Genomic DNA, 21,051 nt, shown 5'->3' on the forward strand with positions numbered 1-21,051 from the left:
GGCCTCTACAGGTGGGTCGTCAGAGCCGGCCCATCTTCAGGAACTTGGCACGACGGGCCTGACGGAGGTCGGCCGACGACAGCGAGGACAGATCCTTCAGCGCCTTTTCCAGCGCGTCGCCGAGCGACGCGATCGCCACCTGAGGCGCACGGTGCGCCCCGCCCAGCGGTTCGGCGACGATCGTGTCGATCACGCCGAGCGCCTTCAGGTCCTGCGCGGTGACCTTCATCGCCTCCGCCGCGTCCGGCGCGCGATCGGACGTCCGCCACAGGATCGAGGCGCAACCTTCCGGGCTGATGACCGAATACACCGCATGCTCGAACATGATGACGCGGTTGCCGGCGGCCAGCGCCACCGCGCCCCCCGAGCCGCCTTCCCCGACGATCGCCGCGATCACCGGGACGCCGGCGTTGAGGCACGCCTCGGTCGAGCGGGCGATCGCCTCCGCCTGGCCGCGTTCCTCCGCCTGGATGCCGGGGAACGCGCCAGACGTATCGACCAGCGTCACGACCGGCAGGCCGAATCGGTCGGCGAGTTCGACGAGGCGGATCGCCTTGCGGTATCCCTCCGGCTTGCCCATGCCGAAATTGTGGCGGAGGCGCGTCGCGGTATCCTCACCCTTCTCGTGCCCGATCGCGACGACCTTGCGGCCGCGGAAGGTCGCGAAACCGCCGATGATCGCCTGATCGTCCGCGAAGGCGCGGTCGCCGGCGAGCGGCAGGAATTCGTCGAACAGCCCGGCAACATAGTTCTTGAAGTGCGGCCGCTCCGGATGACGCGCGACCTGCGTCTTCTGCCACGGGGTCAGCCGGGCGAAGGTGTCGCGCAGCAGCTTGTCCGATTTGGCCTGCAACCGGCCGACATCGGTCGCGATGTCGACGTTGCCGCCGGCCGCGGTGTCGCGCAGTTCGTCGATCCGGCTTTGCAGCTCGGCGATCGGCTTTTCGAAGTCCAGAAAACTTGGCATCGGGCCGGCGGTTACGGCCGGCGGAGGTCGAGGTCAACGAGCGGGTGATCGCGGTTGACGAGTTCGACCAGCCGGCTGGCATCGACATGCGTGTAGATTTCGGTGGTCGCGATGTCCGCATGGCCCAGCATCGTCTGGAGCGCGCGAAGGTCTGCGCCCCCCGCCAGCAGGTGAGTCGCGAACGCGTGGCGCAGGACATGGGGGCTGACGCGATCGGGTGGCACGCCGGCCTCCGCCGCCAGCGCCTTGACCAGCTGGTACAGCCGGACGCGCGTCAGATGCTTCGCACCGGAGGGGAAGAGATACGCCTTGTCCGCCGGCACATGCTCACGCCAGAGCGCGACAGCGGCGCGCGCGCGATCGGACAGCGGCACCAGCCGCTCCTTGTCGCCCTTGCCGCGGACGATCATGTACGGCCGGTCGGGCCGGATCGCGTTGCGTGGCAGCGACACCAGTTCGGTCGCGCGCAGCCCCGATCCGTAGAGAAGCTCTATCAGTGCCGAAAGTCGCAGGTCGTTGGCCGACGGGTGAGCGACCGACAGCCGCTCGGTCAGGGCAGCGAACAGCCGGTCGATGTCGGCATGGCTCAGCGCCTTCGGAAGCGGGCGTGCGGAACCCGGACGGGGCAGCGCCGCACCCGGATCGTCGCGGCGATGGCCCTCGTCCTGAAGGAATGCGTAGAAGCGCCTGAGCGCCGCCGCCTTGCGCGCGACGGTGGCGCGGGCGAGCGACGACCAGCCGCCGGCCAGACGCTGCAATGTCGCCTCGTCTGCGGACGCGAGCCCGCCGCCGGTCGCCTCCGACGCCAGCGCCAGATCGCTGCGATAGGCGGCCAGCGTGTTCGCCGCCGCGCCCGCCTCCGCCGCCAGCATCTCCAGGAAGCGATCGATCAGCGGCCGATCGCTCAGGGGCGTCATGCCCGTGCGATCGCCTCTGCGGCGATCATCCGCGCCTCGCCGTCGAGGCCGACCGCGCGCAGCGCCGTGACGATGCGGTACAGTGACTCGGGCGGCACCCCGCGCCACGATCCCGCCTGCATGCCGACCGCCGACAACAGCAGCACCGTGCCCGCCTGGCCGTCGGCGGCGGCACGGTCGAGCGCGCGTGTCCAGCTGTTCGCGGCACCGATCCGCACGTCGAGCGCCTCGGCCGCGCGTTCGATATCCTCCGCCGAGAGCCGACCGAGACCCGCGAGTCCGGCGAACAACAGCCGCCGCTTGACTTCGCTGCCGCCGTCATAGCCCTGAAGCTGCGCATAGGTGACGGCCCCGCGATCGGGATCGGCCAGCGCGAGCATCGCCCAGCCGTCGCTGCCGGCCGCCACCGCGCCCACCCAGCGGCTCGCCGTGCGATCGAGCCCCGCCGACAGCAGCGACGCCACGATGCGGTTCGCGTCGGCATTGTCGGCGCGCGCAGGCTGACGCACCGCGGCGCGCGCCGTGAGGACGAGCCGGCCATAGGACGGCGTAGCGCCCCAGAGTTGCCGCAGCGCCGCCATCCGCGTCGCCGAATCGACACCGGCATAGGCGGTGCGCAGGTCGGTGGCGGTGGCGGTCGGTCCGGACGGCGCATCGTCGTCCGCCGCGACCGCGCCGTACAGATCCACGAGTGCCGCGTTGGAGAACACCCCCTGCCCCGCCGCAGCCTCCCCCGCATCGACGCGCTGCGCCAGCGGGATACCGGGAGCCAGCGCGCGCCAATAGGTGGCTTGCGGACCGACGCCCGCGAACAGCGCATCGGGGATCGTCGCGCCGGTCGCCGCGGCGAGGCCGAACCGCCACGTCGTCAGGCGGTCGACGCCCTCCCACTCGATCGTCACCGCCTGCCGGCCCTGGCTGCCCGCGCCGATGACCTTTTCGGCCAGTAGCAGATCGACGCCGGTCGCGAGGCGGCGGCGGCGCAAGGCGGTGAATTGTGCGCGCGCCTTCGCCCCCTCGCCCGCGAGCGCCGCGCACATCGGTTGCGCGAACGCCCAGCCCCGCTCACCCGTCGCCGCACGACCGGCGTCAGCCAGCGGGCAAAGCCCGGCGGGATCGCCCGTCGCCAGCATCGCGTTCATCGCGACCTGATACAGCTTGGGCGTGTAATCGGCGTTGTCGACGCCCTGCACGACCGCGCGCGCCGCGACCGCTTCGCCCATGCGCAGCAGCAGCCACGCGCGCTCGGCGGCGAAATCCGCACCGTTGATGCCGTTCGGCGGCTGCACGCGCGACCCCAGTGCGCGACGCAAAGCGATCGACAGCCAGCGGGACGGCAGCGGCGCGGCGGTTCGGCGCATCAGCGCCTCGACGAACCCTCCGTCCGCGCCGGCGAACGCGTCACGTCCGACCTCGGTCGCGAAGCCCACCGAGTTCAGCGAGCGACGCGCGAAGGCCGGCATCTCGTACCGCGCCAGAGTGGCCGGATCGATCGGCGACGGCGTGGCGCTGGGCGTCGCGGTCGGCGTCGCGCTGGGCGTGTCGGAGGGCAGCGGCTGGATGAAGCCGGTGGCAGCGGGCGACGGCGTCGTGCCCGGTGCCGGCTGGGGCACCCGGCCGGGCGTTGCCGGACGGGCCGTGGGCGCGGGGCTCGGAGCAGCGTCGCCGAAGCCGGGCGGCAGAATCGATTCCGGCCGCTCCTGCGCCAGCGCCGCGGCAGCCGCGGCGGCGATTACGGCCGCGGCAAGACCCGCCTTACTGGAGGTTCGCAAGCGAAACCTGCTTCTCGACCTGGGTCATCGGCCGCTCGCCGTCGCGGCCCGCCAGCAGGAACAATCCGCCGATCACCACGACCAGGATGACGACGACGGTGATGACCAGGCGGGACATGGCGAACCTTATACGCTGCGGGCACGAGACGAAATTTACGAACGGGACGAGCGCTTTTGCGCGATCGCAAGTGCGCTGTATAGCGGCGACCGCGATGTTGCAAAGCCACTCTCCCTGGGACGGCCGGCCGATCGTGCTCGTCGGGCTGATGGGGGTGGGGAAATCCACCGTCGGCCGGCGGCTCGCCGGGCGGTTGCGTCTTCCCTTCGTCGACGCCGATCATGCGATCGAGGAAGCGGCGGGGATGACCGTGGCCGAAATCTTCGAACAGTTCGGCGAGCCCTATTTCCGCGACGGCGAGCGGCGAGTGATCGCTCGCCTGATGGACGGCAAGGCCAAGGTCATCGCGACCGGCGGTGGCGCCTTCGTCAACGAGGAGACGCGCGCGCTGATCCTCGATCAGGCGACCGCGATCTGGCTGACCGCGCATCCCGACGTGCTGGCGGAAAGGGTCGGGCGGCGCGACACGCGTCCGTTGCTGCGAGGCAAGAACCCGCGTCAGGTGCTCGCCGATCTCGCCCGCGTGCGCGACCCGATCTACGCGCAGGCGCACATCCACATCGTCAGCCAGCGCGGTCCGCACGAAGCCACGGTGACGGCGATCCTGCGCGCGATCGGACAGGCGCCGCAACCTGCCCCACCGCAAAACCCACCGGGAGCCGAACAGTGAAGACCGTGACCGTCGAACTCGGCGCGCGCCGCTATCCGATCCTGATCGAGGCGGGGCTGTTGGCGCATGCGGCGGAGCATATAGCGCCGCTGGTCCGTGGCCGCACGGTGGCGATCGTCACCGACGAGAATGTCCGCGCGCACCTTGCGACGGTGCAGGCGTCGCTGGACGGTGCGGGCATTCCGAGCGAGGCGCTGGTGCTGCCGCCCGGAGAGGCGACGAAAAGCTGGGCGACGCTCCAGCAGGTCTGCGACTGGCTGTTGCGGCTGGGCGTCGAGCGCGGCGATCATGTCGTGGCGCTGGGGGGCGGTGTGATCGGCGACCTCGTCGGTTTCGCCTGCGCCATCCTGAAGCGCGGGTGCAGATTCATCCAGGTGCCGACGACGTTGCTGGCGCAGGTCGATTCGTCGGTGGGCGGCAAGACCGCGATCAACACGGCTGCGGGCAAGAACCTGATCGGCGCGTTCCACCAGCCGGCGCTGGTCCTGATCGACCCCGACGTGCTCGACACGCTGGCGCCGCGCGAAGTCCGCGCCGGCTATGCGGAGGTCGTGAAATACGGCCTGATCGACGATGCGGATTTCTTCGACTGGTGCGAGGCGAACGGTCATGCGCTGTTGGCGGGCGACGCGACGGCGCGGGTCGAGGCGGTAACGCACGCGGTGGCGGCAAAAGCGCGGATCGTCGCGGCGGACGAGCACGAGACGAACGGCATCCGCGCGCTCCTGAACCTCGGCCACACGTTCGGCCACGCGCTGGAGGCGGAGGCGGGTTTCGACGGCACCCTGATCCACGGAGAGGGCGTGGCCGCGGGCATTGCGCTCGCCTTCCGCTATTCGGTGGCGCGCGGACTGTGTCCGCCGGCCGATGCGGAGCGGGTGGCGGCGCATTTCCGTGTCGCCGGGCTGCCCGATGGGCTGGCGGCGGCGGGTATCGCCGCATCGGGCGCGCGGCTGGTCGAGCATATGCGCCACGACAAGAAGATGGCGGCGGGCACCCTGCCCTTCCTGCTCGCGCGTGGCATCGGCCAGACCTATCTCGACCGATCGGTGGACCTCGCCGATGTCGAGCGCTTCCTCGACCGCGAACCGCGCTGATGCCGAACGGCGTCGCCAAACGCGATCTCCCCACCAAGATCTGCCCGGCGTGCGAGCGACCGTTCACGTGGCGCAAGAAATGGGCGCGCGACTGGGATTCGGTCGTGTATTGTTCGGACGCGTGCCGGAAGAAGCGTTCGTAAACAACGAATTGATTGATTGACGACCAGCGATTCTTAACGGATCATTTACAAACTGCCGAGGGACCGTCCGAGTCGAACAGGGAGAATTACGATGAAGACCATCACATTCGCCGCACTTGCCGCTGCCATGACGATCACCGCACCCGCCGCCGCCGCGACTTATGTCGCGACAGGTACCACGGTTGGTGGACCGACTTTCAACCGTCCGCTTGCCGGATCGCCGCCGACGGGACTGTCCGGTGTCGGTACCGCCGTCAGCTACGACGTATTCGGATTCACGGTCGGAACGTCGGGAAGTTACACGTTGTCCACGGAGACGGGGTTCGACAGCTTCCTCGTGCTGTACTCGGGCATGTTCGACCCGTCGTCGCCCCTGATGAACGCGCTGGGGGCCGACGACGATTCGGCCGCTTCCTTCGGTGACGCGATCCTGACGAGCAGCCTGCTCGCGGGTACGTCCTACTTCGCGGTGGTCACTGCCTTCAGCAACGGCGTCGAAGGAGCCTACACGCTGACGATCGACGGTCCGGGGACGATCGCCCCGCTCGGCGGCGCGGTGCCGGAGCCCGCGACATGGGCAATGATGCTGGCCGGCGTCGGCATGATCGGTGGCGGTATGCGCTATCGCCGCCGTCGCACGACGCTCGCCTATAGCTGAACCGTAACGGTAGCATGATGGAGGGCCGTCGATCGGGGGATCGGCGGCCCTTTCTGCGTCAGGGCCGCAATGTCCACGCCAGCCACAGCCAGCCGCCGATCATCAGCGCGCCGCCGATCGGGGTGATCGCGCCGAACCAGCGGGGTGCCCCCAGCGCCATTGCGTAGAGGGTGAGCGCGAATACCGCCCCGCCCGCGACGAACAGCCAGCCCGGTCCGCGCGCCTCCAGCCGCAGCGCGACCAGCGCGGCGACGGCGTGCACGAGTTGATACTGGCCGCCGGTGCGCAGCCATTCCTGCGCCTCGCCATGGGCACCATGGGCCCCGAACGCGCCCGCGATGACGGCCAGTGCGCCCGACAGCGCCGCGATCGTTCCCAGCATCAGTCCCTCGCCGGTTGCGTGATGATGCCGCCGATCCCGGCGCGCAGGTCGCCCGCCTCGACCTGCTTGCGCAGCCGTTCACGATCGTTGGCTCGGTAGCCCTGCTCAGCGCGGTCGATGGCGGTGTCGTCGACGCCGATCGCCCCCAGCGCGCGGCGGCCCATCGAGATCGCCGATTCCAGCACCTCGCGCACCACATATTCCGCCTTGCTGTGACTAAGCTTGATCAGCGCGCGACGGTCGTAGGCGCGCACGAAGATCGTCGCATTCGGGAAGGCGGCATGAACCCCTTCGAGAATGTCGGCGTCGATCTGGTCGCCATCGATGCAGAACAACAGCAGTTCCGCCTCCGAAGCGCCCGCTTGGCGCAACAGGTCGAGGCGGGTGCCGTCGCCGTAATAGACCTTCGCTCCGAATTCGCTCGCGACGTCGATCATCTCGATATCGGTGTCGACCAGCGTCACCGGCACGCCCTCCGCGATCAGCATCTGCGCGACGGTCTGACCGAAGCGCCCGTACCCGACGATGATTGCGTTCGCGCCGTCGGTCTTCGGACCGTCGCGCTCCTGATCCTTGACGATCGGCTGCTGTCGGAAGCGCTTGGTCGCGCTCATCAGGAACGGGGTGGAGGCCATCGAGATCGTCACGATCGCGCCGAACAGGCTTGCCGCCTCGGGCGCGATCAGCAGGCCGTTCTGCGCCTGCGCGAACAGCACGAAGCCGAATTCGCCACCCTGGCTGAGCAGCAGCCCGAGCGCCAGCGCACCGCGCCACGGCATCCGGAATGCCAGGCCGATCAGGAAGATGACGAGCGTCTTCGTCGCGATCAACGCCGCCGCCATCGCCAGCACGAACAGCGGGCGCTCGGCGATCGCGGTCAGGTCCAGCATCATGCCGACCGCGAGGAAGAACAGGCCAAGCAGGATCGAGCGAAACGGCTCCACATCCGCCTCCAGCTCGTGCCGGTAGGGGCTGTCGGCCAGCATCACCCCCGCGATGAACGCACCCAGCGCGGTCGAAAGTCCGAGCACTTCCATGATCGCCGCCGAGCAGATCACCGTAAACAGCGCCGCGAATACGAACATCTCGCGCTCGCCGAGATTGCCGATCAGGCGGAAGAACGGCCGCAGGACGAACCGACCGGCGAGCACGAGGCCGACGACCGCGAGCAGTGTGTAGACGCCGAGCAGCCAACCCGGCGGCGCATTGGCATCCGCCGGGTTGCGGCTCATCGCGGCGAGGATGGTGATGAGCGGGACGATCGACAGGTCCTGGAACAGGAGGATCGAGAAGGCGCGCTCCCCGAACGGCGTTCGCATCCGGCCCGACGATTGCAGCATCGGCAGCACCTGCGCGGTCGACGACAGCGCCAGCGGCAGACCGAGCGCGAGCGCGGCGGGACCGGAGAAATGCGCGATCCAGACGATGCCGGTGATCGCCAGCCCGCAAGCGACGACCTGAAGCAGGCCGACGCCGAAGATCTCCTGCTTCATGCGCCACAACCGGGTCGGGTTCAGTTCCAGCCCGACGATGAACAGCAGCAGCGTAATGCCGAGCTCGGCGATGCCCATTTTCGACTCGGCATCGCCGACGAGGCCCAGCACATGGGGCCCCACCGCCGCGCCCGCGACGAGATATCCCAGCGTCGCGCCGAGGCCGAGGCGGCGGAACAGCAGCACGCAGAACAATCCCGCACCCAGCAGGATCGCGCCGTCGCGCAGTAATGAAATCTGTTCATGCTCCATCAGGCGTGTTGCCCCGTCGTCATCCGTTCCGCAGCCTGTTCGGCGGCCTCGGCGGCGGCTTCGAACGCGAGCCGGATCGAGGGATGACGCGCGGTGTAGCTCAGCGCGGGAGCGAAGACGGCGAGCCCCGGCCATGCCGGTGCGTCACCCTGTCCGGCCGCCAGCCATGCCGTCAGCGTGTCGCGCGCGTCGGCCAGTTCCTGCGGAGTCTTGCCGAGGATGTGTTCCGCCAGCAGCGACGACGACGCCTGCCCCAGCGCGCAGGCGCGGACGAGCAGCCCGACCTTCGCCACGCGGCCGTCGGGTCCGAGATCGAGATCGACGGTGACGCGGCTGCCGCAGATCGCCGACCGCCTCTCGCTGGTGCCGGCGGGATCGGCCAGTCGCTCGTGATGCGCGATCGAAGAGGCGAGGCGCAGGATTTCGGTGTTGTACAGGTTGGCGGTCATTCGGCGGCTCCCGCACTGCTTTCCGACGAGGCGGACGGTGGCGTGCGCGCGCCGAAGACCGGCTGACCGCGGCGGCGGCGATCCACGAAGTCGGCGATGCCGGCGCTCGTCGCGTTCAGCAACGGATAGGTGCGGCTCTTGGTCATCCATTCCGGTCGGCGCGTCGGTCCGCCGCCGATCGTGTCGAGCACCAAAGCCGCCAGCAGGAAGACGAGGCTGGCGAGGATGAGCCCCTTGAGCGCGCCGAACCCGAACCCCAGCGCCCGGTCGAGCGGCCCAAGCACCGATGTGCGCGTCCGCGATCCGATCGCATTGGCGACGAGCTTGCCGCCGAAATAGGTGACGGCGACGATCAGCACGAACGCCAGCACCGCCGCGCCCGACACGGTGCCGACCACACCCGTCAGCGCCTGCGCCAGCGTGATGTGGAACAACTTCAGCGCGGCGACCATCGCCACCCACGCGAACAACGCGAGCACCTCCGCCACGAAGCCGCGCTTCAGTCCGAGCAAGGCGGACCCGACGACCGCAACAAGGACGACGATATCGAGGGAGGTCATGCGGCAGACTCAAAGCGTTCGTAACGCGCCCAGTCGAGACACGATTTGCTGGGCATGCGCAAGGCCACCTCTGGCGGCGGTGTGCGTGCGCCATCGCTCGGCGGCGTTATCTGCACCTCCCCTTTAGGGTCAGGGACGGAAGCCGTTGAGCGTCGATCTAACGTTACAGTGCCCAATACGGACCGACGCTCCGGCCGGGGGTACAAGCGAAGTCGGGTAAGGCCGTTGTCCCTGTTCGAAGGGGACAGCTATCGAGGAATTCCGGGGTCCGTCCACTTCCGATTCGATCGGCAAGAGGCGCAAGGCTCAGGGGTTACCATAGCGTCGCCTCCAAACACGTTCGGCGCGACGAGGAGAGGCCGCAATGCCGACGCCGATCGTGAGGGTCGATCGTTCCCTACCCGCGCCCCAGCATGTGATCCACGAACTGCGCCAGCGTGCGGAAGCCGGACAGGCGCAGCGGCCCGTCGTCCTTTGCCATCGCCGAGGGCACCAGCGCCCGCTCGAACCCGAGCTTCGCGGCCTCCTTCAGGCGCAACGGGCCGTGCGCGACGGGCCTGATCTCTCCGGACAACGCGACTTCCCCGAACGCCACCGCGTCGGCGGGCACCGGCCGTTCGCTCATCGCGGAAACGAGCGCGGCGGCGACCGCCATGTCGGCGGCGGGATCCTGCACGCGGTAGCCGCCGGCGATGTTCAGATACACTTCCGCCGACGAGAAGCTGAGCCCGCACCGCGCCTCCAGCACCGCGAGGATCATCGCCAGCCGTCCCGAATCCCAGCCGACCACCGCCCGCCGCGGCGTCGCGCCGCTGGCGAGGCGAACCGTCAGCGCCTGGATCTCGACCAGCACCGGCCGCGTTCCCTCCAGCGCTGGGAACACCGTCGCGCCCGTCATCCCCTCCTCGCGCTGGGTCAGGAACAGCGCGGACGGATTTGCGACCTCCGCAAGTCCCTCGGTCTGCATCGAGAATACGCCGATCTCGTCGGTGCCGCCGAAGCGGTTTTTGATCGCGCGCAGGATACGATACTGGTGCGACCGTTCGCCCTCGAACGCGAGCACGGTGTCGACCATATGCTCAAGCACGCGCGGACCGGCGATGCTGCCGTCCTTCGTCACATGCCCGACCAGTACCAAAGCCGTGCCGCGCTCCTTGGCGAAGCGGATCAGTTCCTGCGCGGACGCCCGCACCTGACTGACGGTGCCCGGCGCGCCTTCGATCAGGTCGCTGTGCATGGTCTGGATCGAGTCGATCACCAGCAGGGTCGGCGGCGCCCCCTGCGACAGCGTCGTCAGGATATCGCGCGTCGAGGTCGCGGCCGCGAGTTGCACCGGTGCGGAGCCCAGACCCAATCGGCGCGCACGGAGCCGGACCTGATCCGCGGCTTCCTCGCCCGAGACATAGGCGACACTATGCCCGGCGAGTGCCATCTTTGCCGCCGCCTGAAGCAACAGCGTCGATTTGCCGATGCCGGGATCGCCGCCGATCAGCGTCGCCGATCCCTCGACGAAGCCGCCGCCCAGCGCCCGGTCGAACTCGGCTACGCCGCTGGGCAGGCGCGCCGGAAGCGCGACATCGGCGTCGAGCGCGGTCAGCACGATTGACCGCCCGCCGCCCTGAAGATTGTGCTTGGCGTGGAACGGCGTGACGACCGCCGGCGCTTCCTCGACCAGCGTGTTCCACTCGGCGCAGTCGGCGCACTGCCCCTGCCACCGGGACGCGACCGAGCCGCAGGCCTGACACACATAGCGTTTCTGGAGCTTCCCCATGCATCGTACATAGCGGAACGGGACGGGAACACAATCGCTCGCCGCCGACATCGACAGGGGCTGCGGATGGTCAATCGCCGCAACCCCCGCTATGGCCCCGCCACCATGCAGCCGAAGGACCTTCGCGTCGCGCTCTTCAGCGGCAATTACAATTACGTGCGCGATGGGGCTAACCAGGCGCTGAACCTGCTGGTGGGACATCTGCTGGCGCAGGGTGTCACGGTGCGCGTCTATTCGCCGACCGTACCGCAGCCCGCTTTTCCCGCCACCGGCGATCTGGTCGACGTGCCGGCGGTGCCGATCCCCGGCGGACGCGGCGAATACCGGATCGCGCGCGGTTTGCCTGCGAAGGTACGCCGCGATCTGGAGGCATTCGCCCCCAATGTCGTGCACGTCTCCGCCCCCGACATCCTCGGTCACCGCGCGATCAGTTGGGCGCGCGCCCACGGCATCACCACCGTGGCCTCGCTGCACACCCGGTTCGAGACGTATCTGCGCTACTATCATCTGTCGGCGCTGGAGCGGCCGCTGGAGCGGCTGCTCGCGCGTTTCTACGGGCGGGTCGATACCGTGCTGGTGCCCGGCGACAGCATGGCGCAGGTGCTGCGCGGCTGGGGCGTGACGACGCCGATCGGCATCTGGTCGCGCGGCGTCAATCACGACCGCTTTTCGCCAGCGCGCCGGGATATGGCGTGGCGTAGGTCGCTGGGCGTGGGCGACGACGAGTTCGCCGTGGGCTTCGTCGGGCGGCTGGTGAAGGAAAAGGGACTCGACGTCTTCGCCGACATCGCGCGCGCGCTGACCGAGCGCAACGTGCGCCACTGCGTGGTGGTGATCGGCGACGGCCCCGCGCGCGACTGGTTCGCGAAGGAAGTGCCGGACGCCGCCTTCGCCGGTTTCCAGCGCGGCGACGGGCTCGGCCGCGCGGTCGCCTCGCTCGACACCTTCTTCAACCCGTCGGTGACAGAGACGTTCGGCAACGTCACGCTGGAGGCGATGGCCGCGGCCGTGCCCGTGGTTGCGGCGCGCGCGACCGGAACGACCGATCTGGTCGAGGAAGGCATTACCGGCTTCCTCGTCTCGCCGCGCGATCCCGCCGCCTATGCCGACGCGATCGCGCGGATCGCCGGCGATCCCGCCCTGCGCCGATCGATGGGTGAGGCGGGGCATGCCAGGGCGGCGGGCTATCGCTGGGACGCGATCAATCAGGCGGTGCTGGATACGTATCTGGCGCTGAAGGGGTAATCCGAAGATCTGGCTCGTGTTGCCGCGACAGCGGGAACCCGGTGGCCAAGCAGGACAACAGCCGGCTCCGCACCAATGGGCTCCCGCCTGCGCGGGAGCACGATGGCCGCTACTCCCCCGCCCGCCAGTCGAAGGTCAGCGGCGCCTCGCGAAAGGCGAAGCGGTCGAGGTGGCTTGCGACCACCTCGCGCATGCGGGGGGCATCCTCGCCCTCCGGCACGGTCAACAGGATGTCGAGCGTCTCCGGATCGGCTCGCATCTCCAGCTTCGATCCGTTCGGGAAGTCGATCGTGCCCTCCTCCTCGGTGAAGGACACGGTCATCTTGTGGCTCCAGTGCTTGGCAAGCTGCTGGAGATAGCGGCTGGCCGATGGTGTCGGCACGCGGGCTACGGACACACTCATTTCAGGCGCTCGATCTTCTGGGCGAGTTCGTCGATCAGACCGACCACCTCATGCAACGTCTCTTCCGACACGTCGCCGCGCTTCAACCGGCCGCGCACCGCCTGCCCCAGATTCCACATCGCACGACGGGCCTGTTCGCGATCGGTCCGCTCGCTCTGCTCGCCGATCGCGGTCAGACGCTGCATCAGCGCCGCAACCTCCTCCTCGCGTTCCGCCAGATGTGCGCGCCCGTCGTCGGTGGCGGCGAAGCGCTTCTTGGTGCCCTCTGCCTGCTGCTCCCCGATCTGGCCCATCTCGTCCAGCAGCGTCAGCGTCGGATAGACCACGCCCGGGCTGGGAGCATAGGCACCGCCGGTCAGCGCCTCGATCCGGCGAATCAGGTCGTAACCGTGGCTCGGTTCGTCCGCGATCAGCTTCAACAGGATCAGGCGAAGCTCGCTGCCGTCGAACATGCGACGACCGCGTCCCGGTCGTCCTTCTTCCCGGTGCCCCGGCGTCCATTCGAACGAGAAGCTGCCACGTGGGCCGCGACCGCCGTGCATGGCGTGGTGCATCGCGCGCCGCATTCCGTCGCGCATCTCTCGATCGGGGCCGCAGCCCCGCTTGTTCATTCCAAACATCGTTGTTCCTTTTAGCTCTACGATGCAGCCAAGATATATCTTCAATGCTCGATCACAAGATGCCTCAAGATATATTTTCAGAGCGTGGCGATCAGCCGATGGATGACGCCGCCATACGAAGCGCCTACATCGGCGGAATGGACCTGTTCGCCGGGATCGAGCCCCCCGCCCCCACCGATGCACCGGCCGCCGATGCCCCGCTCGCGGACCGGCTGCGGCCGCGCGCGCTGGACGAGGTCGTGGGTCAGGAGCATCTGACCGGCCCCGACGGTGCGATCGGGCGGATGGTCGCGGCGGGCAGGCTGTCGTCGATGATCCTTTGGGGTCCACCCGGTACCGGCAAGACGACGATCGCGCGGCTGCTCGCCGACGCGGTGGGTCTGCGGTTCGCCAGCATTTCCGCCGTGTTCTCGGGCGTCGCCGACCTCAAGCGCGTCTTCGCGGAGGCGAAGGATCACGCCCGCGCCGGCAAGCGCACCCTGTTGTTCGTGGACGAGATCCACCGGTTCAACCGCGCGCAGCAGGACGGCTTCCTGCCGTTCGTGGAGGACGGCACCGTCACGCTGGTCGGCGCGACGACGGAGAACCCGTCGTTCGAGCTCAACGCCGCGCTGCTCAGCCGTGCGCAGGTGCTGATCCTGCACCGGCTCGACCGCGCCGCGCTCGGCCAATTGCTGTCGCGGGGCGAGGACCTGGAGGGGCGCTCGCTGCCGCTCGACGATGCTGCGCGCGAGGCGTTGATCGCCAGCGCGGATGGCGACGGTCGCTTCCTGCTCAATCAGGCGGAGACGCTGTTCGCGATCGAACTGCCGGCACCGCTCGATCCCGCCGGCCTGTCGGCACTGCTGCAACGCCGGGTCGCGGTGTACGACAAGGATCGCGAGGGGCATTACGGCCTGATCTCCGCGCTCCACAAATCCATCCGCGGCTCCGATCCGCAGGCGGCGCTCTACTATCTGGCGCGGATGCTGGTCGCGGGAGAGGAACCGCTGTACGTCCTGCGCCGTCTGACGCGGGCGGCGGTCGAAGACATCGGCCTCGCTGATCCGCAGGCGCTGGTGCAGTGCATTGCCGCCAAGGACACCTACGACTTCCTCGGCTCGCCCGAGGGTGAACTCGCGATCGTGCAGGCGTGCCTCTATCTCGCCACCGCGCCGAAATCGAACGCCGCCTATCTGGCGCAGAAGTCGGCGTGGAAGACGGCGAAGGAAAGCGGGTCGATCAGTCCGCCCAAGTCCATTCTCGGTGCGCCGACGCGGCTGATGCGCGACCTCGGCTACGGCAAGGGTTACGAATACGACCACGACGCCGACGACGCATTCTCGGGCGCGGATTACTGGCCGGAGGAACTCGGGCGGCAACGGTTCTACGAACCGACCGAGCGTGGTTTCGAGAAGCGCATCGCCGAGCGCATGGCGTGGTGGGACGAACGCCGCGCGGATCGTTCCTGATGCGTAAATGGGCCGAGGTGGTCGCGTTCGCGCTGACGCTGCCCGACACCTATCTGGAATCCTTCTACAATGACCTCTGCCCCAAAGTGAATCGCAAGGCCTTCGTCTCGCCCGGCCGCGAGCCGGACAGCTTCCACGTCCCCAGCCCGCATGAGGAGAAAGCGATACTGATGGAGACCGACCCGGACACCTTCTGGCAGACGGCGCACTACGCGAACTGGCCGGGACTGCTGGTCCGCTACGGCAGCAACGATCCGGAACGGGTGAAGCGGGTCATCGTCCGCGCGTTGTGGGACCGCGCGTCGCGGACGCAGCGAAAGGCGTTCGGCGATCGTCCCTGAGCATTTCATCCGCTTCGCCGCGATCGACTGGTCGGGGGCAAAGGGTCGCCATCACAAGGGCATCGCGCTGGCAATGTGCAAGGCCGGCGATGCCGCGCCCGAGCTGGTGCCACCGCCGGAGCGGGCCTGGTCGCGGCAGGCGATCCTCGACTGGCTGCTCGCGCAGGCCGAAGCACCGATGCTGGTCGGCTTCGACTTCAGCTTCTCCGCTCCGTTCGTGGCCCGCGGTGCACACCTGCCGGGGGAGACGACGACCACCGACGCTCGCGCGCTCTGGGCCTATGTCGATGCGGCCAGCAACGACGAGGATCTCGGCGCGGCGTCGTTTCTGGAGGCACGGCGCGGCAGGCATTTCTACCTCGGTGCGGCGGACGGCGCGAAGGCGGATTTCCTGTACTGGCGCACCTGCGAAGTCGCGACGGACGGCGGTCGGAAGCCATCCACCGTGTACGACGCGATCGGCGCGGCGCAGGTGGCGAAAGCGAGTTTCGCAGGCATGCGCTTGCTGCACGCCCTGGCGGGGCGGGTGCCGGTGTGGCCGTTCGATGCTTTGCCCGACCGTGGCATGGCCGTGGTGGAGATCTACACCGCGATCGCCGCGCGCGCTGCGGGCATGCGCAAGGGCATCAGCAAGTTGCGCGATGCCGTCGCGCTCGACACAGCCCTCGCCGCTCTGGGTAGCCGCCCGCATGCACCGCTCTCCGCGTACGACGATCACTCCACCGACGCGATCCTGGCCGCCGCGTGGCTCCGCGCCTCCGTCGGGCGAGCCGATCTATGGCAACCTGCGGCGATGGCGAATGACGTAGCCGCGACTGAGGGCTGGACGTTCGGCGTTCCCTGACGCTAGGGGAGCGATCGGAACGCCGGTTTAGCTCAGCTGGTAGAGCAGCGGTTTTGTAAACCGAAGGTCGCGGGTTCGATTCCTGCAACCGGCACCAAAGGCCTCAGGAGCCGCAGAAAAGCGCGGTTCTGGCGGATTTCCGTCACTTTCGAAGCCCAAAAGGGTACATCGGAAGGTACAAACCCGCTATGCCGCTGGCCATGAAATACACGGTCGTTCACGCCTCCGGTCGCGTCAGCTTTCGTCGAGTGTATCCGGTCGACCTTCGACCATTCATCCCCGCGCAGCCCCAGGAGCTGAAGGTTTCGCTCGGGCGGCAAGGCGACGTCGGGCTCGGCACGCGACATGATGCAGCGATGCGGCAGTACGACGCCATTGTTGCCAAAGCGCGCGCCAAGCAGTCCGGCCACCTCAACGTCCTTACTCCGGCCGACGTCACGTACCTCGCCGATCGCTTTGTGGTTGATCGCCTCCAAGAGGACGAAGAGGGCCGGTGGGACCAGGAAGGGCGTGACCTCTACATCGCCGTCACCAAGCAGCTCCAGGCCGCATGCGTGGCCTTCGCGTCGCCTTGGAGCGACCGTCCGGCTCTCAGATGGAGCGAGAAGGCCCGCGAGGAGGCCGAGGGATCGCTGCGGGCTTCGCGGTCCCTCAAGGCGGCTGGAGACCTAGACGGCATCATTGAGCTCTGGAGGGATGAGGCGATCGAACTGGCCCGTGACGCCGGCTTCGCGTTGAATGATGATAACCGGCCGGCTCTCGCGACCTTGTGCCGCGCAATCAACGATGCTGCCATCAGGTCCAACGAGGCCAGGCTCCGCCGCCTTGACGGTGACGAAGTCCCCACACCGCCGATGCCTGAACGAGACGAAAAGAAGGCCGCTAGTTCAAGCACTACCGTAGGCATCCTCCGCACCTTTGACAGCTACGCGGCAGCGCAGGGCATCAGCGCAGGCGTCAAGCGCGAGTGGCGCTCGGCTATAGAGCGACTTATCGCGTTCATCGGCCATGACAGCCTGCCGAAGCTCACCTCCAAGCACCTCAGGGACTGGCGTGACGCCTTGATGCTGGAAACGACGGCCAAGGGCACTCTGCGAACCGCAAGGACCGTTCGGAACAAGTACCTGACGCCCATCAAGGCCACCCTCACCTGGGCGGGCGAGGAGCAGATCATCCACGAGAATGTCGCCTCAGCCGTGGTCGTGCGGGTTGCGAAGACCGTGAAGCTCCGGGAGAAGAGCTACACAGACGAAGAGGCCTCGAAGATACTGCAAGCCGCCTTGGTGCCGAGCGGGCCCCGTGTGTCACCTCAGGCGGCGTTCGCCCGTCGATGGGTGCCGTGGCTGTGCGCTTACACGGGTGCGCGGGTGAACGAGATAACTCAGCTCCGGAAGGAGGATGTGCGGCAGGAAGAAGGCGTCTGGATCATCCGCATTACGCCCGAGGCCGGCAGCGTGAAGACCAAGGAGGCGCGACTGGCGCCCATTCACCCCCACCTGATCGAGCAAGGCTTCATCGAGGCGGTCGCCCGATGCGCTGACGGCCCGATGTTCTACGATGCCGCCAAGCGCTCAGATGCAACAGAAGAGAGCCGACAGAACAAGAAGATTGCCGAGAGGCTGGCGCTGTGGGTTCGCAAGGAGGTGGGCATCATTGATCCCAACGTCCGCCCGAGCCACGCCTGGCGCGACACATTCAAGACCCGCGCTCTCGATGCCGGCATCCAAACTCGGATCACCGACGCCATTCAGGGCCATGCGCCAGCTTCGGTCGGCGAAACGTACGGGCATGTATCCGTCAAAGCGCTAGCGGCAGCGATCCAACGATTTCCACGGTTTAGCGTCTAGGCCTTAGACGTCGCCTTAGTAAGCAGGGTCGATCAATCGGCTTGCCCGCCGCCCGACGCATCCCCGTGCATGATCTGCCTCGCGAGGTTCAACGTGTCCTCGATCCGAGCCGCCAATAGGAACTCATCGAGTCCATCGGCGATCGTTGCCGCCTCGGCCAATAGGGTCGTGAGGTGAAGGAGGTCGCTGTTTGTTGTCAACGTCGATCCTCTCCGCCGTGAACATACATCAAACTGTCACACGAGCGAGATGATCCAAAATAGGCTTGCTTCGTGAAATATACGTCATGATACTCACCTCCGATGAGCGCTCCTTCGGCAGTGCGCTCACGTGCGGGAGAACAAGGATGGACCAAAACCGTGAGGCGGTTTGGCGTACAGACACGAGCCTGTTGGATGCACCGGAACTGGCGGTGGTCGCGCAGCTCTTGATCGCGGCTAGACGATCTCTTCACACCGCTTTGCCGTCCGAGCTTATCCCAGACCCTGCGATGGACCTTCTCCTCCATCTCTTCCTAGCCGACGTTCGCGAAGAGCGCCTCGAAGCCAAGCGCCTAGCAAAGGCCACGTTCGGCTCGCTTCCAGCCCTTCAGCGCTGGGCGGCGGCGCTTGTACAATACGGCCTGATCGACCGTGACGAGACCGGCTTCGGGCTCACCGCCGATGGGCGCTCCAAGATGGTCCAGACGCTTCGAGCCGTGGTGGACAGCCAGAGCCATGCGGACGCCGTGACGGTGTAGCAGACCTCACCCCCTCACCTGCCTCACCAGCCGCCATTGCTCCAGATAGTCGACGCACGGGCTTCGCAGTGACGATTGCAGCCGCCTCGACCTTCAGTGCCGATCAGGCCTCCTTAGAACGACGTCCGACACGATCGTCCTCGCTTTGCAGCGCAGCGGCGTGCTGACGGTCGAAGTCATCCGACATGGCCTCGTAGGCCGCACTGGCCTGCGGGTCGCTATCAGGCGTGATGAGCTCGCGGACACTCTTCGCCAGCTCGCCGAGCTCAGCGCTCCGATCGCGCCGTTCGCCACCCACTGTTTTCATTCGCCTGCCCCCTGCACAACCGGAAAATACCGCACCTTCCGGCTTCCGAACCACAATTCCGTCGCGTGTAATTGGGTATGTTGGCCAACTACCCGTACCGCCGTATCTTCGTCAGGGCAGTCGAGGTCCATCGCACGCGAGACGCGATCGTCAGGGCCCAAGAAGTACAGCCGGTAGTGCGCCACGCGTCATCTCCGGGCCACCAAACGAGCGATATGGCCGAGTCGGACCCTAGCACTTTGCCAGGCGGGCAAGCGCATGAAATAGTCGTCAGCCTCATCCACTTGTCGCCAAGCGAGCACCCCCAAGGCTGTGAGGCACATGGTGCTCAGCCTGGCGCCATCGACTGACATACGACGCTGGGCGGCAATCCAGTAGCCTCGCAGGCCTTCATCATCGCAGCGAAGGTGGCGGTCCGTAGGTCCTCGACGACCTGGTTGCGAACAGTCAGGAACCAAGCCCCATCCCGCTCCACGAAATGCTCCGCCATCTCCTCCACTAGGTGCTTGTTGACCGACATGGAGAACGCGAGGCCTTGCGGGGTCTCATGCTCGTTCCAGACGACGATGAGTGGCAGGACGGGTGATCGGGCCTCGAAGTCCGCCTCCGACGTAACGTCCGTCCTGTAATGCGGATCGAGACCATGCGTCTTGGTAAGGCTAGCGATCACGAGGCCGCGTAGGGTGTCCTCAAGGTCCTTATCGACCAACTCAGGACCGGCATCGGCCTTGCGCCTCTTCAACCATCCGAACATCGCTAACGCCTTCCGAGCGTCGGGTGGTCGACGTTGAGGGCGCTATGGACAGTATGGCCGGAAAGGCAACAGCTCGGCCCGTGCTCTCACCCCCTCGCCTGCCTCACCAGCCGCCTACGCTCCCAATCGTCGACCGCACGGTCCCACTCGGACTGATCGATCCCAGCGGGCTTCCAGGGCACTTCGCCACCGTTCCGGACGAAGCGCGGCTTAGGGGGCGCTGGGTCACTCGGAGGCGGCTCCGTCACGAGCCACGACACCTTGGGCCCCCTCGCCCCGCACTGACACCTCAGCCTCCGTGCGAACTGAGGCCACGAGCTGTCCCACCTCTTGCGAGCGAAATGGGCCCCCAGCTCTCCGGGCGAGAACAGGGCTACTCGGAAGCACGAGCGACACTCAGCCCGGATGGAGCCGCCATGCCGCACCACGTCCGCGAGGTCGCGTGGAGCTTGAACCATCGCGCGTCAAAGGAGCGGCAGGGTCAGTTGGTCGCGATCGGTCCGTAGGGGCTGATACAGGGCCGAGTAGACGTGGTTGGCGACCTCAAGGCACCCGTCTTCCCGAAGCTGCTGTGTGGGCGCTGTGAGGGCCTTGATGGCCCATGTGGGCGTCGTCTGGATAGCTTGGGCGATTGCGTCTGGCGTGATGGTCATGGTCGAGTCTCCGTCCGCGCTTGTAGAACGAATGGAGAACGGACCTCAAGCCGGATCGTTGCCCCCGCCCTTTGCCGAGGCTAGGGACAACGATGACGCAATCTGTTGAAAGGCCACTATGCCCACGCCCAGTCAATTTGATGCTTTCTTCGCTGGCGTCGACAAGACGATCGCCGATGATGAGGCGCGAGCGCTGCAAATTGAAAACGGCGCCCCTTCGAGGGCCGCGTTCCTTGAACAAGCCATCAAAGATGCATCAGAGGCCGCAGAAAAGTATCGCCAAGAAGTTGAGAAGCGCGGCATCACGATGCGAGTATCGCTGGGAGCGACAGGTATCGGCGTCACGATGGTCCATAAGAACGGGCGGGAGCGCACTCTTCACATGAGCAAGGCTATAACAAGCGACAACCTTGAGATTTGGACCGATCAGCCAAACCGTGACAAGCCGAATTTTCGTTCAACTGACGGCCTCTCGTATCGCGAGGGGAACTACTCAAAAGACGTTTTCGTAGAGAAGCTTCAAAAGCTGATAAGCGATCATCTGTTTGAAGGAAAATTTCATCAAGGTCACGTTTGACCGCGCTTTTTACATCCGAGG

General features: G+C 67.2%; 25 protein-coding genes and 1 tRNA gene. 12 read left to right on the plus strand and 14 right to left on the minus strand.

Annotated features, from left to right (window positions below; translation table 11 throughout):
* Nucleotides 1-19 precede the first annotated feature (19 nt).
* Genes AC0CH8_RS11260 through AC0CH8_RS11275 form a run of 4 tightly spaced genes read right to left on the minus strand, consistent with a single transcriptional unit; the run spans nt 20 to nt 3,774 of the window.
* Nucleotides 20-967, minus strand: a complete 948-nt coding sequence (locus AC0CH8_RS11260; protein ID WP_204193485.1) for an acetyl-CoA carboxylase carboxyltransferase subunit alpha — start codon at nt 965-967, stop codon at nt 20-22.
* An 11-nt stretch (nt 968-978) separates the two neighbouring features.
* Nucleotides 979-1,884, minus strand: a complete 906-nt coding sequence (locus AC0CH8_RS11265; RefSeq protein WP_465239942.1) for a tyrosine-type recombinase/integrase — start codon at nt 1,882-1,884, stop codon at nt 979-981.
* A complete protein-coding gene (locus AC0CH8_RS11270) occupies nt 1,881-3,656 on the minus strand; it encodes a hypothetical protein (RefSeq protein ID WP_465239943.1) in 1,776 nt (591 codons plus the stop codon). The genes AC0CH8_RS11265 and AC0CH8_RS11270 overlap by 4 nt, the downstream gene beginning before the upstream one ends.
* Nucleotides 3,640-3,774 (minus strand): hypothetical protein, encoded by a 135-nt coding sequence (locus AC0CH8_RS11275; protein WP_275431401.1) that lies wholly within the window; start codon nt 3,772-3,774, stop codon nt 3,640-3,642. Before AC0CH8_RS11275 ends, AC0CH8_RS11270 begins: the two co-directional genes overlap by 17 nt.
* 94 nt (nt 3,775-3,868) lie before the next feature.
* On the opposite strand from AC0CH8_RS11275, the gene AC0CH8_RS11280 reads away from it, so the two are divergent.
* From AC0CH8_RS11280 to AC0CH8_RS11295, 4 genes are all read left to right on the plus strand, one after another.
* Nucleotides 3,869-4,444, plus strand: coding sequence for a shikimate kinase (locus AC0CH8_RS11280; protein ID WP_204193490.1), 576 nt, complete (start codon nt 3,869-3,871; stop codon nt 4,442-4,444).
* On the plus strand, nt 4,441-5,541 hold the full coding sequence (gene aroB / locus AC0CH8_RS11285) for a 3-dehydroquinate synthase (RefSeq protein ID WP_465239944.1): 1,101 nt from the start codon (nt 4,441-4,443) through the stop codon (nt 5,539-5,541). Before AC0CH8_RS11280 ends, aroB begins: the two co-directional genes overlap by 4 nt.
* Nucleotides 5,541-5,684 (plus strand): DUF2256 domain-containing protein, encoded by a 144-nt coding sequence (locus AC0CH8_RS11290; protein ID WP_465239945.1) that lies wholly within the window; start codon nt 5,541-5,543, stop codon nt 5,682-5,684. The genes aroB and AC0CH8_RS11290 overlap by 1 nt, the downstream gene beginning before the upstream one ends.
* A gap of 91 nt (nt 5,685-5,775) precedes the next feature.
* Nucleotides 5,776-6,342, plus strand: coding sequence for a PEPxxWA-CTERM sorting domain-containing protein (locus tag AC0CH8_RS11295; protein ID WP_465239946.1), 567 nt, complete (start codon nt 5,776-5,778; stop codon nt 6,340-6,342).
* Nucleotides 6,343-6,400: 58 nt separating this feature from the next.
* On the opposite strand, the gene AC0CH8_RS11300 is transcribed toward AC0CH8_RS11295, so the two are convergent.
* The 5 genes from AC0CH8_RS11300 to radA form a co-directional block, all read right to left on the minus strand.
* On the minus strand, nt 6,401-6,724 hold the full coding sequence (locus tag AC0CH8_RS11300) for a DUF423 domain-containing protein (RefSeq protein ID WP_204193497.1): 324 nt from the start codon (nt 6,722-6,724) through the stop codon (nt 6,401-6,403).
* Complete coding sequence (locus AC0CH8_RS11305; protein WP_465239947.1) at nt 6,724-8,469, minus strand: cation:proton antiporter domain-containing protein; 1,746 nt, start codon at nt 8,467-8,469, stop codon at nt 6,724-6,726. Before AC0CH8_RS11305 ends, AC0CH8_RS11300 begins: the two co-directional genes overlap by 1 nt.
* Nucleotides 8,469-8,918 (minus strand): iron-sulfur cluster assembly scaffold protein, encoded by a 450-nt coding sequence (locus AC0CH8_RS11310; protein WP_465239948.1) that lies wholly within the window; start codon nt 8,916-8,918, stop codon nt 8,469-8,471. Before AC0CH8_RS11310 ends, AC0CH8_RS11305 begins: the two co-directional genes overlap by 1 nt.
* Nucleotides 8,915-9,478: a CvpA family protein gene (locus tag AC0CH8_RS11315; protein WP_465239949.1), complete on the minus strand. Its 564-nt coding sequence runs from the start codon at nt 9,476-9,478 to the stop codon at nt 8,915-8,917. Before AC0CH8_RS11315 ends, AC0CH8_RS11310 begins: the two co-directional genes overlap by 4 nt.
* A gap of 397 nt (nt 9,479-9,875) precedes the next feature.
* Nucleotides 9,876-11,249: a DNA repair protein RadA gene (gene radA / locus AC0CH8_RS11320; protein ID WP_465239950.1), complete on the minus strand. Its 1,374-nt coding sequence runs from the start codon at nt 11,247-11,249 to the stop codon at nt 9,876-9,878.
* A 105-nt stretch (nt 11,250-11,354) separates the two neighbouring features.
* Between radA and AC0CH8_RS11325 the strand changes: the two genes are divergently transcribed.
* A complete protein-coding gene (locus AC0CH8_RS11325; protein ID WP_465239985.1) occupies nt 11,355-12,494 on the plus strand; it encodes a glycosyltransferase family 4 protein in 1,140 nt (379 codons plus the stop codon).
* Nucleotides 12,495-12,603: 109 nt separating this feature from the next.
* Here AC0CH8_RS11325 and AC0CH8_RS11330 read toward each other — a convergent pair whose 3' ends face one another.
* Nucleotides 12,604-12,897 carry a DUF2218 domain-containing protein gene (locus AC0CH8_RS11330; RefSeq protein WP_465239951.1) on the minus strand — a complete coding sequence of 98 codons (294 nt, stop codon included), beginning with the start codon at nt 12,895-12,897 and terminating at the stop codon, nt 12,604-12,606.
* A complete protein-coding gene (locus tag AC0CH8_RS11335; protein ID WP_465239952.1) occupies nt 12,894-13,508 on the minus strand; it encodes a PadR family transcriptional regulator in 615 nt (204 codons plus the stop codon). Before AC0CH8_RS11335 ends, AC0CH8_RS11330 begins: the two co-directional genes overlap by 4 nt.
* 146 nt (nt 13,509-13,654) lie before the next feature.
* On the opposite strand from AC0CH8_RS11335, the gene AC0CH8_RS11340 reads away from it, so the two are divergent.
* The 6 genes from AC0CH8_RS11340 (at nt 13,655) to AC0CH8_RS11365 (ending at nt 18,739) form a co-directional block, all read left to right on the plus strand.
* Nucleotides 13,655-14,968, plus strand: coding sequence for a replication-associated recombination protein A (locus AC0CH8_RS11340; protein WP_465239953.1), 1,314 nt, complete (start codon nt 13,655-13,657; stop codon nt 14,966-14,968).
* On the plus strand, nt 14,968-15,309 hold the full coding sequence (locus tag AC0CH8_RS11345; RefSeq protein ID WP_465239954.1) for a hypothetical protein: 342 nt from the start codon (nt 14,968-14,970) through the stop codon (nt 15,307-15,309). The genes AC0CH8_RS11340 and AC0CH8_RS11345 overlap by 1 nt, the downstream gene beginning before the upstream one ends.
* Nucleotides 15,299-16,153, plus strand: coding sequence for a hypothetical protein (locus tag AC0CH8_RS11350; RefSeq protein WP_465239986.1), 855 nt, complete (start codon nt 15,299-15,301; stop codon nt 16,151-16,153). Before AC0CH8_RS11345 ends, AC0CH8_RS11350 begins: the two co-directional genes overlap by 11 nt.
* A gap of 21 nt (nt 16,154-16,174) precedes the next feature.
* Nucleotides 16,175-16,250, plus strand: a tRNA-Thr gene (locus tag AC0CH8_RS11355).
* Between the two features lie 103 nt (nt 16,251-16,353).
* Nucleotides 16,354-18,000 carry a tyrosine-type recombinase/integrase gene (locus tag AC0CH8_RS11360; protein WP_465239955.1) on the plus strand — a complete coding sequence of 549 codons (1,647 nt, stop codon included), beginning with the start codon at nt 16,354-16,356 and terminating at the stop codon, nt 17,998-18,000.
* 346 nt (nt 18,001-18,346) lie between these two features.
* A complete protein-coding gene (locus AC0CH8_RS11365; protein ID WP_465239956.1) occupies nt 18,347-18,739 on the plus strand; it encodes a hypothetical protein in 393 nt (130 codons plus the stop codon).
* A 103-nt stretch (nt 18,740-18,842) separates the two neighbouring features.
* Here the strand turns inward: AC0CH8_RS11365 and AC0CH8_RS11370 are convergent, their stop codons facing one another.
* From AC0CH8_RS11370 to AC0CH8_RS11380, 3 genes are all read right to left on the minus strand, one after another.
* On the minus strand, nt 18,843-19,046 hold the full coding sequence (locus tag AC0CH8_RS11370; protein WP_465239957.1) for a hypothetical protein: 204 nt from the start codon (nt 19,044-19,046) through the stop codon (nt 18,843-18,845).
* A 328-nt stretch (nt 19,047-19,374) separates the two neighbouring features.
* Nucleotides 19,375-19,800 carry a hypothetical protein gene (locus tag AC0CH8_RS11375; protein ID WP_465239958.1) on the minus strand — a complete coding sequence of 142 codons (426 nt, stop codon included), beginning with the start codon at nt 19,798-19,800 and terminating at the stop codon, nt 19,375-19,377.
* A gap of 464 nt (nt 19,801-20,264) precedes the next feature.
* The gene (locus tag AC0CH8_RS11380; protein ID WP_465239959.1) at nt 20,265-20,453 is read right to left on the minus strand and encodes a DUF6771 family protein; all 189 of its coding nucleotides are present in this window, start codon (nt 20,451-20,453) and stop codon (nt 20,265-20,267) included.
* Nucleotides 20,454-20,571: 118 nt separating this feature from the next.
* On the opposite strand from AC0CH8_RS11380, the gene AC0CH8_RS11385 reads away from it, so the two are divergent.
* On the plus strand, nt 20,572-21,030 hold the full coding sequence (locus AC0CH8_RS11385; protein ID WP_465239960.1) for a hypothetical protein: 459 nt from the start codon (nt 20,572-20,574) through the stop codon (nt 21,028-21,030).
* The last annotated feature ends 21 nt before the right edge of the window (nt 21,031-21,051 follow it).

Source organism: Sphingomonas sp. AC435, from assembly GCF_979253005.1.

Coding starts and splice junctions, on each gene's coding strand:
- AC0CH8_RS11260 (WP_204193485.1), bottom strand. CDS start 967: ATGCCAAGTTTTCTGGACTTCGAAAAGCCGATCGCCGAGCTGCAAAGC.
- AC0CH8_RS11265 (WP_465239942.1), bottom strand. CDS start 1,884: ATGACGCCCCTGAGCGATCGGCCGCTGATCGATCGCTTCCTGGAGATG.
- AC0CH8_RS11275 (WP_275431401.1), bottom strand. CDS start 3,774: ATGTCCCGCCTGGTCATCACCGTCGTCGTCATCCTGGTCGTGGTGATC.
- AC0CH8_RS11280 (WP_204193490.1), top strand. CDS start 3,869: ATGTTGCAAAGCCACTCTCCCTGGGACGGCCGGCCGATCGTGCTCGTC.
- AC0CH8_RS11290 (WP_465239945.1), top strand. CDS start 5,541: ATGCCGAACGGCGTCGCCAAACGCGATCTCCCCACCAAGATCTGCCCG.
- AC0CH8_RS11295 (WP_465239946.1), top strand. CDS start 5,776: ATGAAGACCATCACATTCGCCGCACTTGCCGCTGCCATGACGATCACC.
- AC0CH8_RS11300 (WP_204193497.1), bottom strand. CDS start 6,724: ATGCTGGGAACGATCGCGGCGCTGTCGGGCGCACTGGCCGTCATCGCG.
- AC0CH8_RS11305 (WP_465239947.1), bottom strand. CDS start 8,469: ATGGAGCATGAACAGATTTCATTACTGCGCGACGGCGCGATCCTGCTG.
- AC0CH8_RS11310 (WP_465239948.1), bottom strand. CDS start 8,918: ATGACCGCCAACCTGTACAACACCGAAATCCTGCGCCTCGCCTCTTCG.
- AC0CH8_RS11315 (WP_465239949.1), bottom strand. CDS start 9,478: ATGACCTCCCTCGATATCGTCGTCCTTGTTGCGGTCGTCGGGTCCGCC.
- radA (WP_465239950.1), bottom strand. CDS start 11,249: ATGGGGAAGCTCCAGAAACGCTATGTGTGTCAGGCCTGCGGCTCGGTC.
- AC0CH8_RS11325 (WP_465239985.1), top strand. CDS start 11,355: ATGCAGCCGAAGGACCTTCGCGTCGCGCTCTTCAGCGGCAATTACAAT.
- AC0CH8_RS11330 (WP_465239951.1), bottom strand. CDS start 12,897: ATGAGTGTGTCCGTAGCCCGCGTGCCGACACCATCGGCCAGCCGCTAT.
- AC0CH8_RS11335 (WP_465239952.1), bottom strand. CDS start 13,508: ATGAACAAGCGGGGCTGCGGCCCCGATCGAGAGATGCGCGACGGAATG.
- AC0CH8_RS11340 (WP_465239953.1), top strand. CDS start 13,655: ATGGACCTGTTCGCCGGGATCGAGCCCCCCGCCCCCACCGATGCACCG.
- AC0CH8_RS11345 (WP_465239954.1), top strand. CDS start 14,968: ATGCGTAAATGGGCCGAGGTGGTCGCGTTCGCGCTGACGCTGCCCGAC.
- AC0CH8_RS11360 (WP_465239955.1), top strand. CDS start 16,354: ATGAAATACACGGTCGTTCACGCCTCCGGTCGCGTCAGCTTTCGTCGA.
- AC0CH8_RS11365 (WP_465239956.1), top strand. CDS start 18,347: ATGGACCAAAACCGTGAGGCGGTTTGGCGTACAGACACGAGCCTGTTG.
- AC0CH8_RS11370 (WP_465239957.1), bottom strand. CDS start 19,046: ATGAAAACAGTGGGTGGCGAACGGCGCGATCGGAGCGCTGAGCTCGGC.
- AC0CH8_RS11375 (WP_465239958.1), bottom strand. CDS start 19,800: ATGTTCGGATGGTTGAAGAGGCGCAAGGCCGATGCCGGTCCTGAGTTG.
- AC0CH8_RS11380 (WP_465239959.1), bottom strand. CDS start 20,453: ATGACCATCACGCCAGACGCAATCGCCCAAGCTATCCAGACGACGCCC.
- AC0CH8_RS11385 (WP_465239960.1), top strand. CDS start 20,572: ATGCCCACGCCCAGTCAATTTGATGCTTTCTTCGCTGGCGTCGACAAG.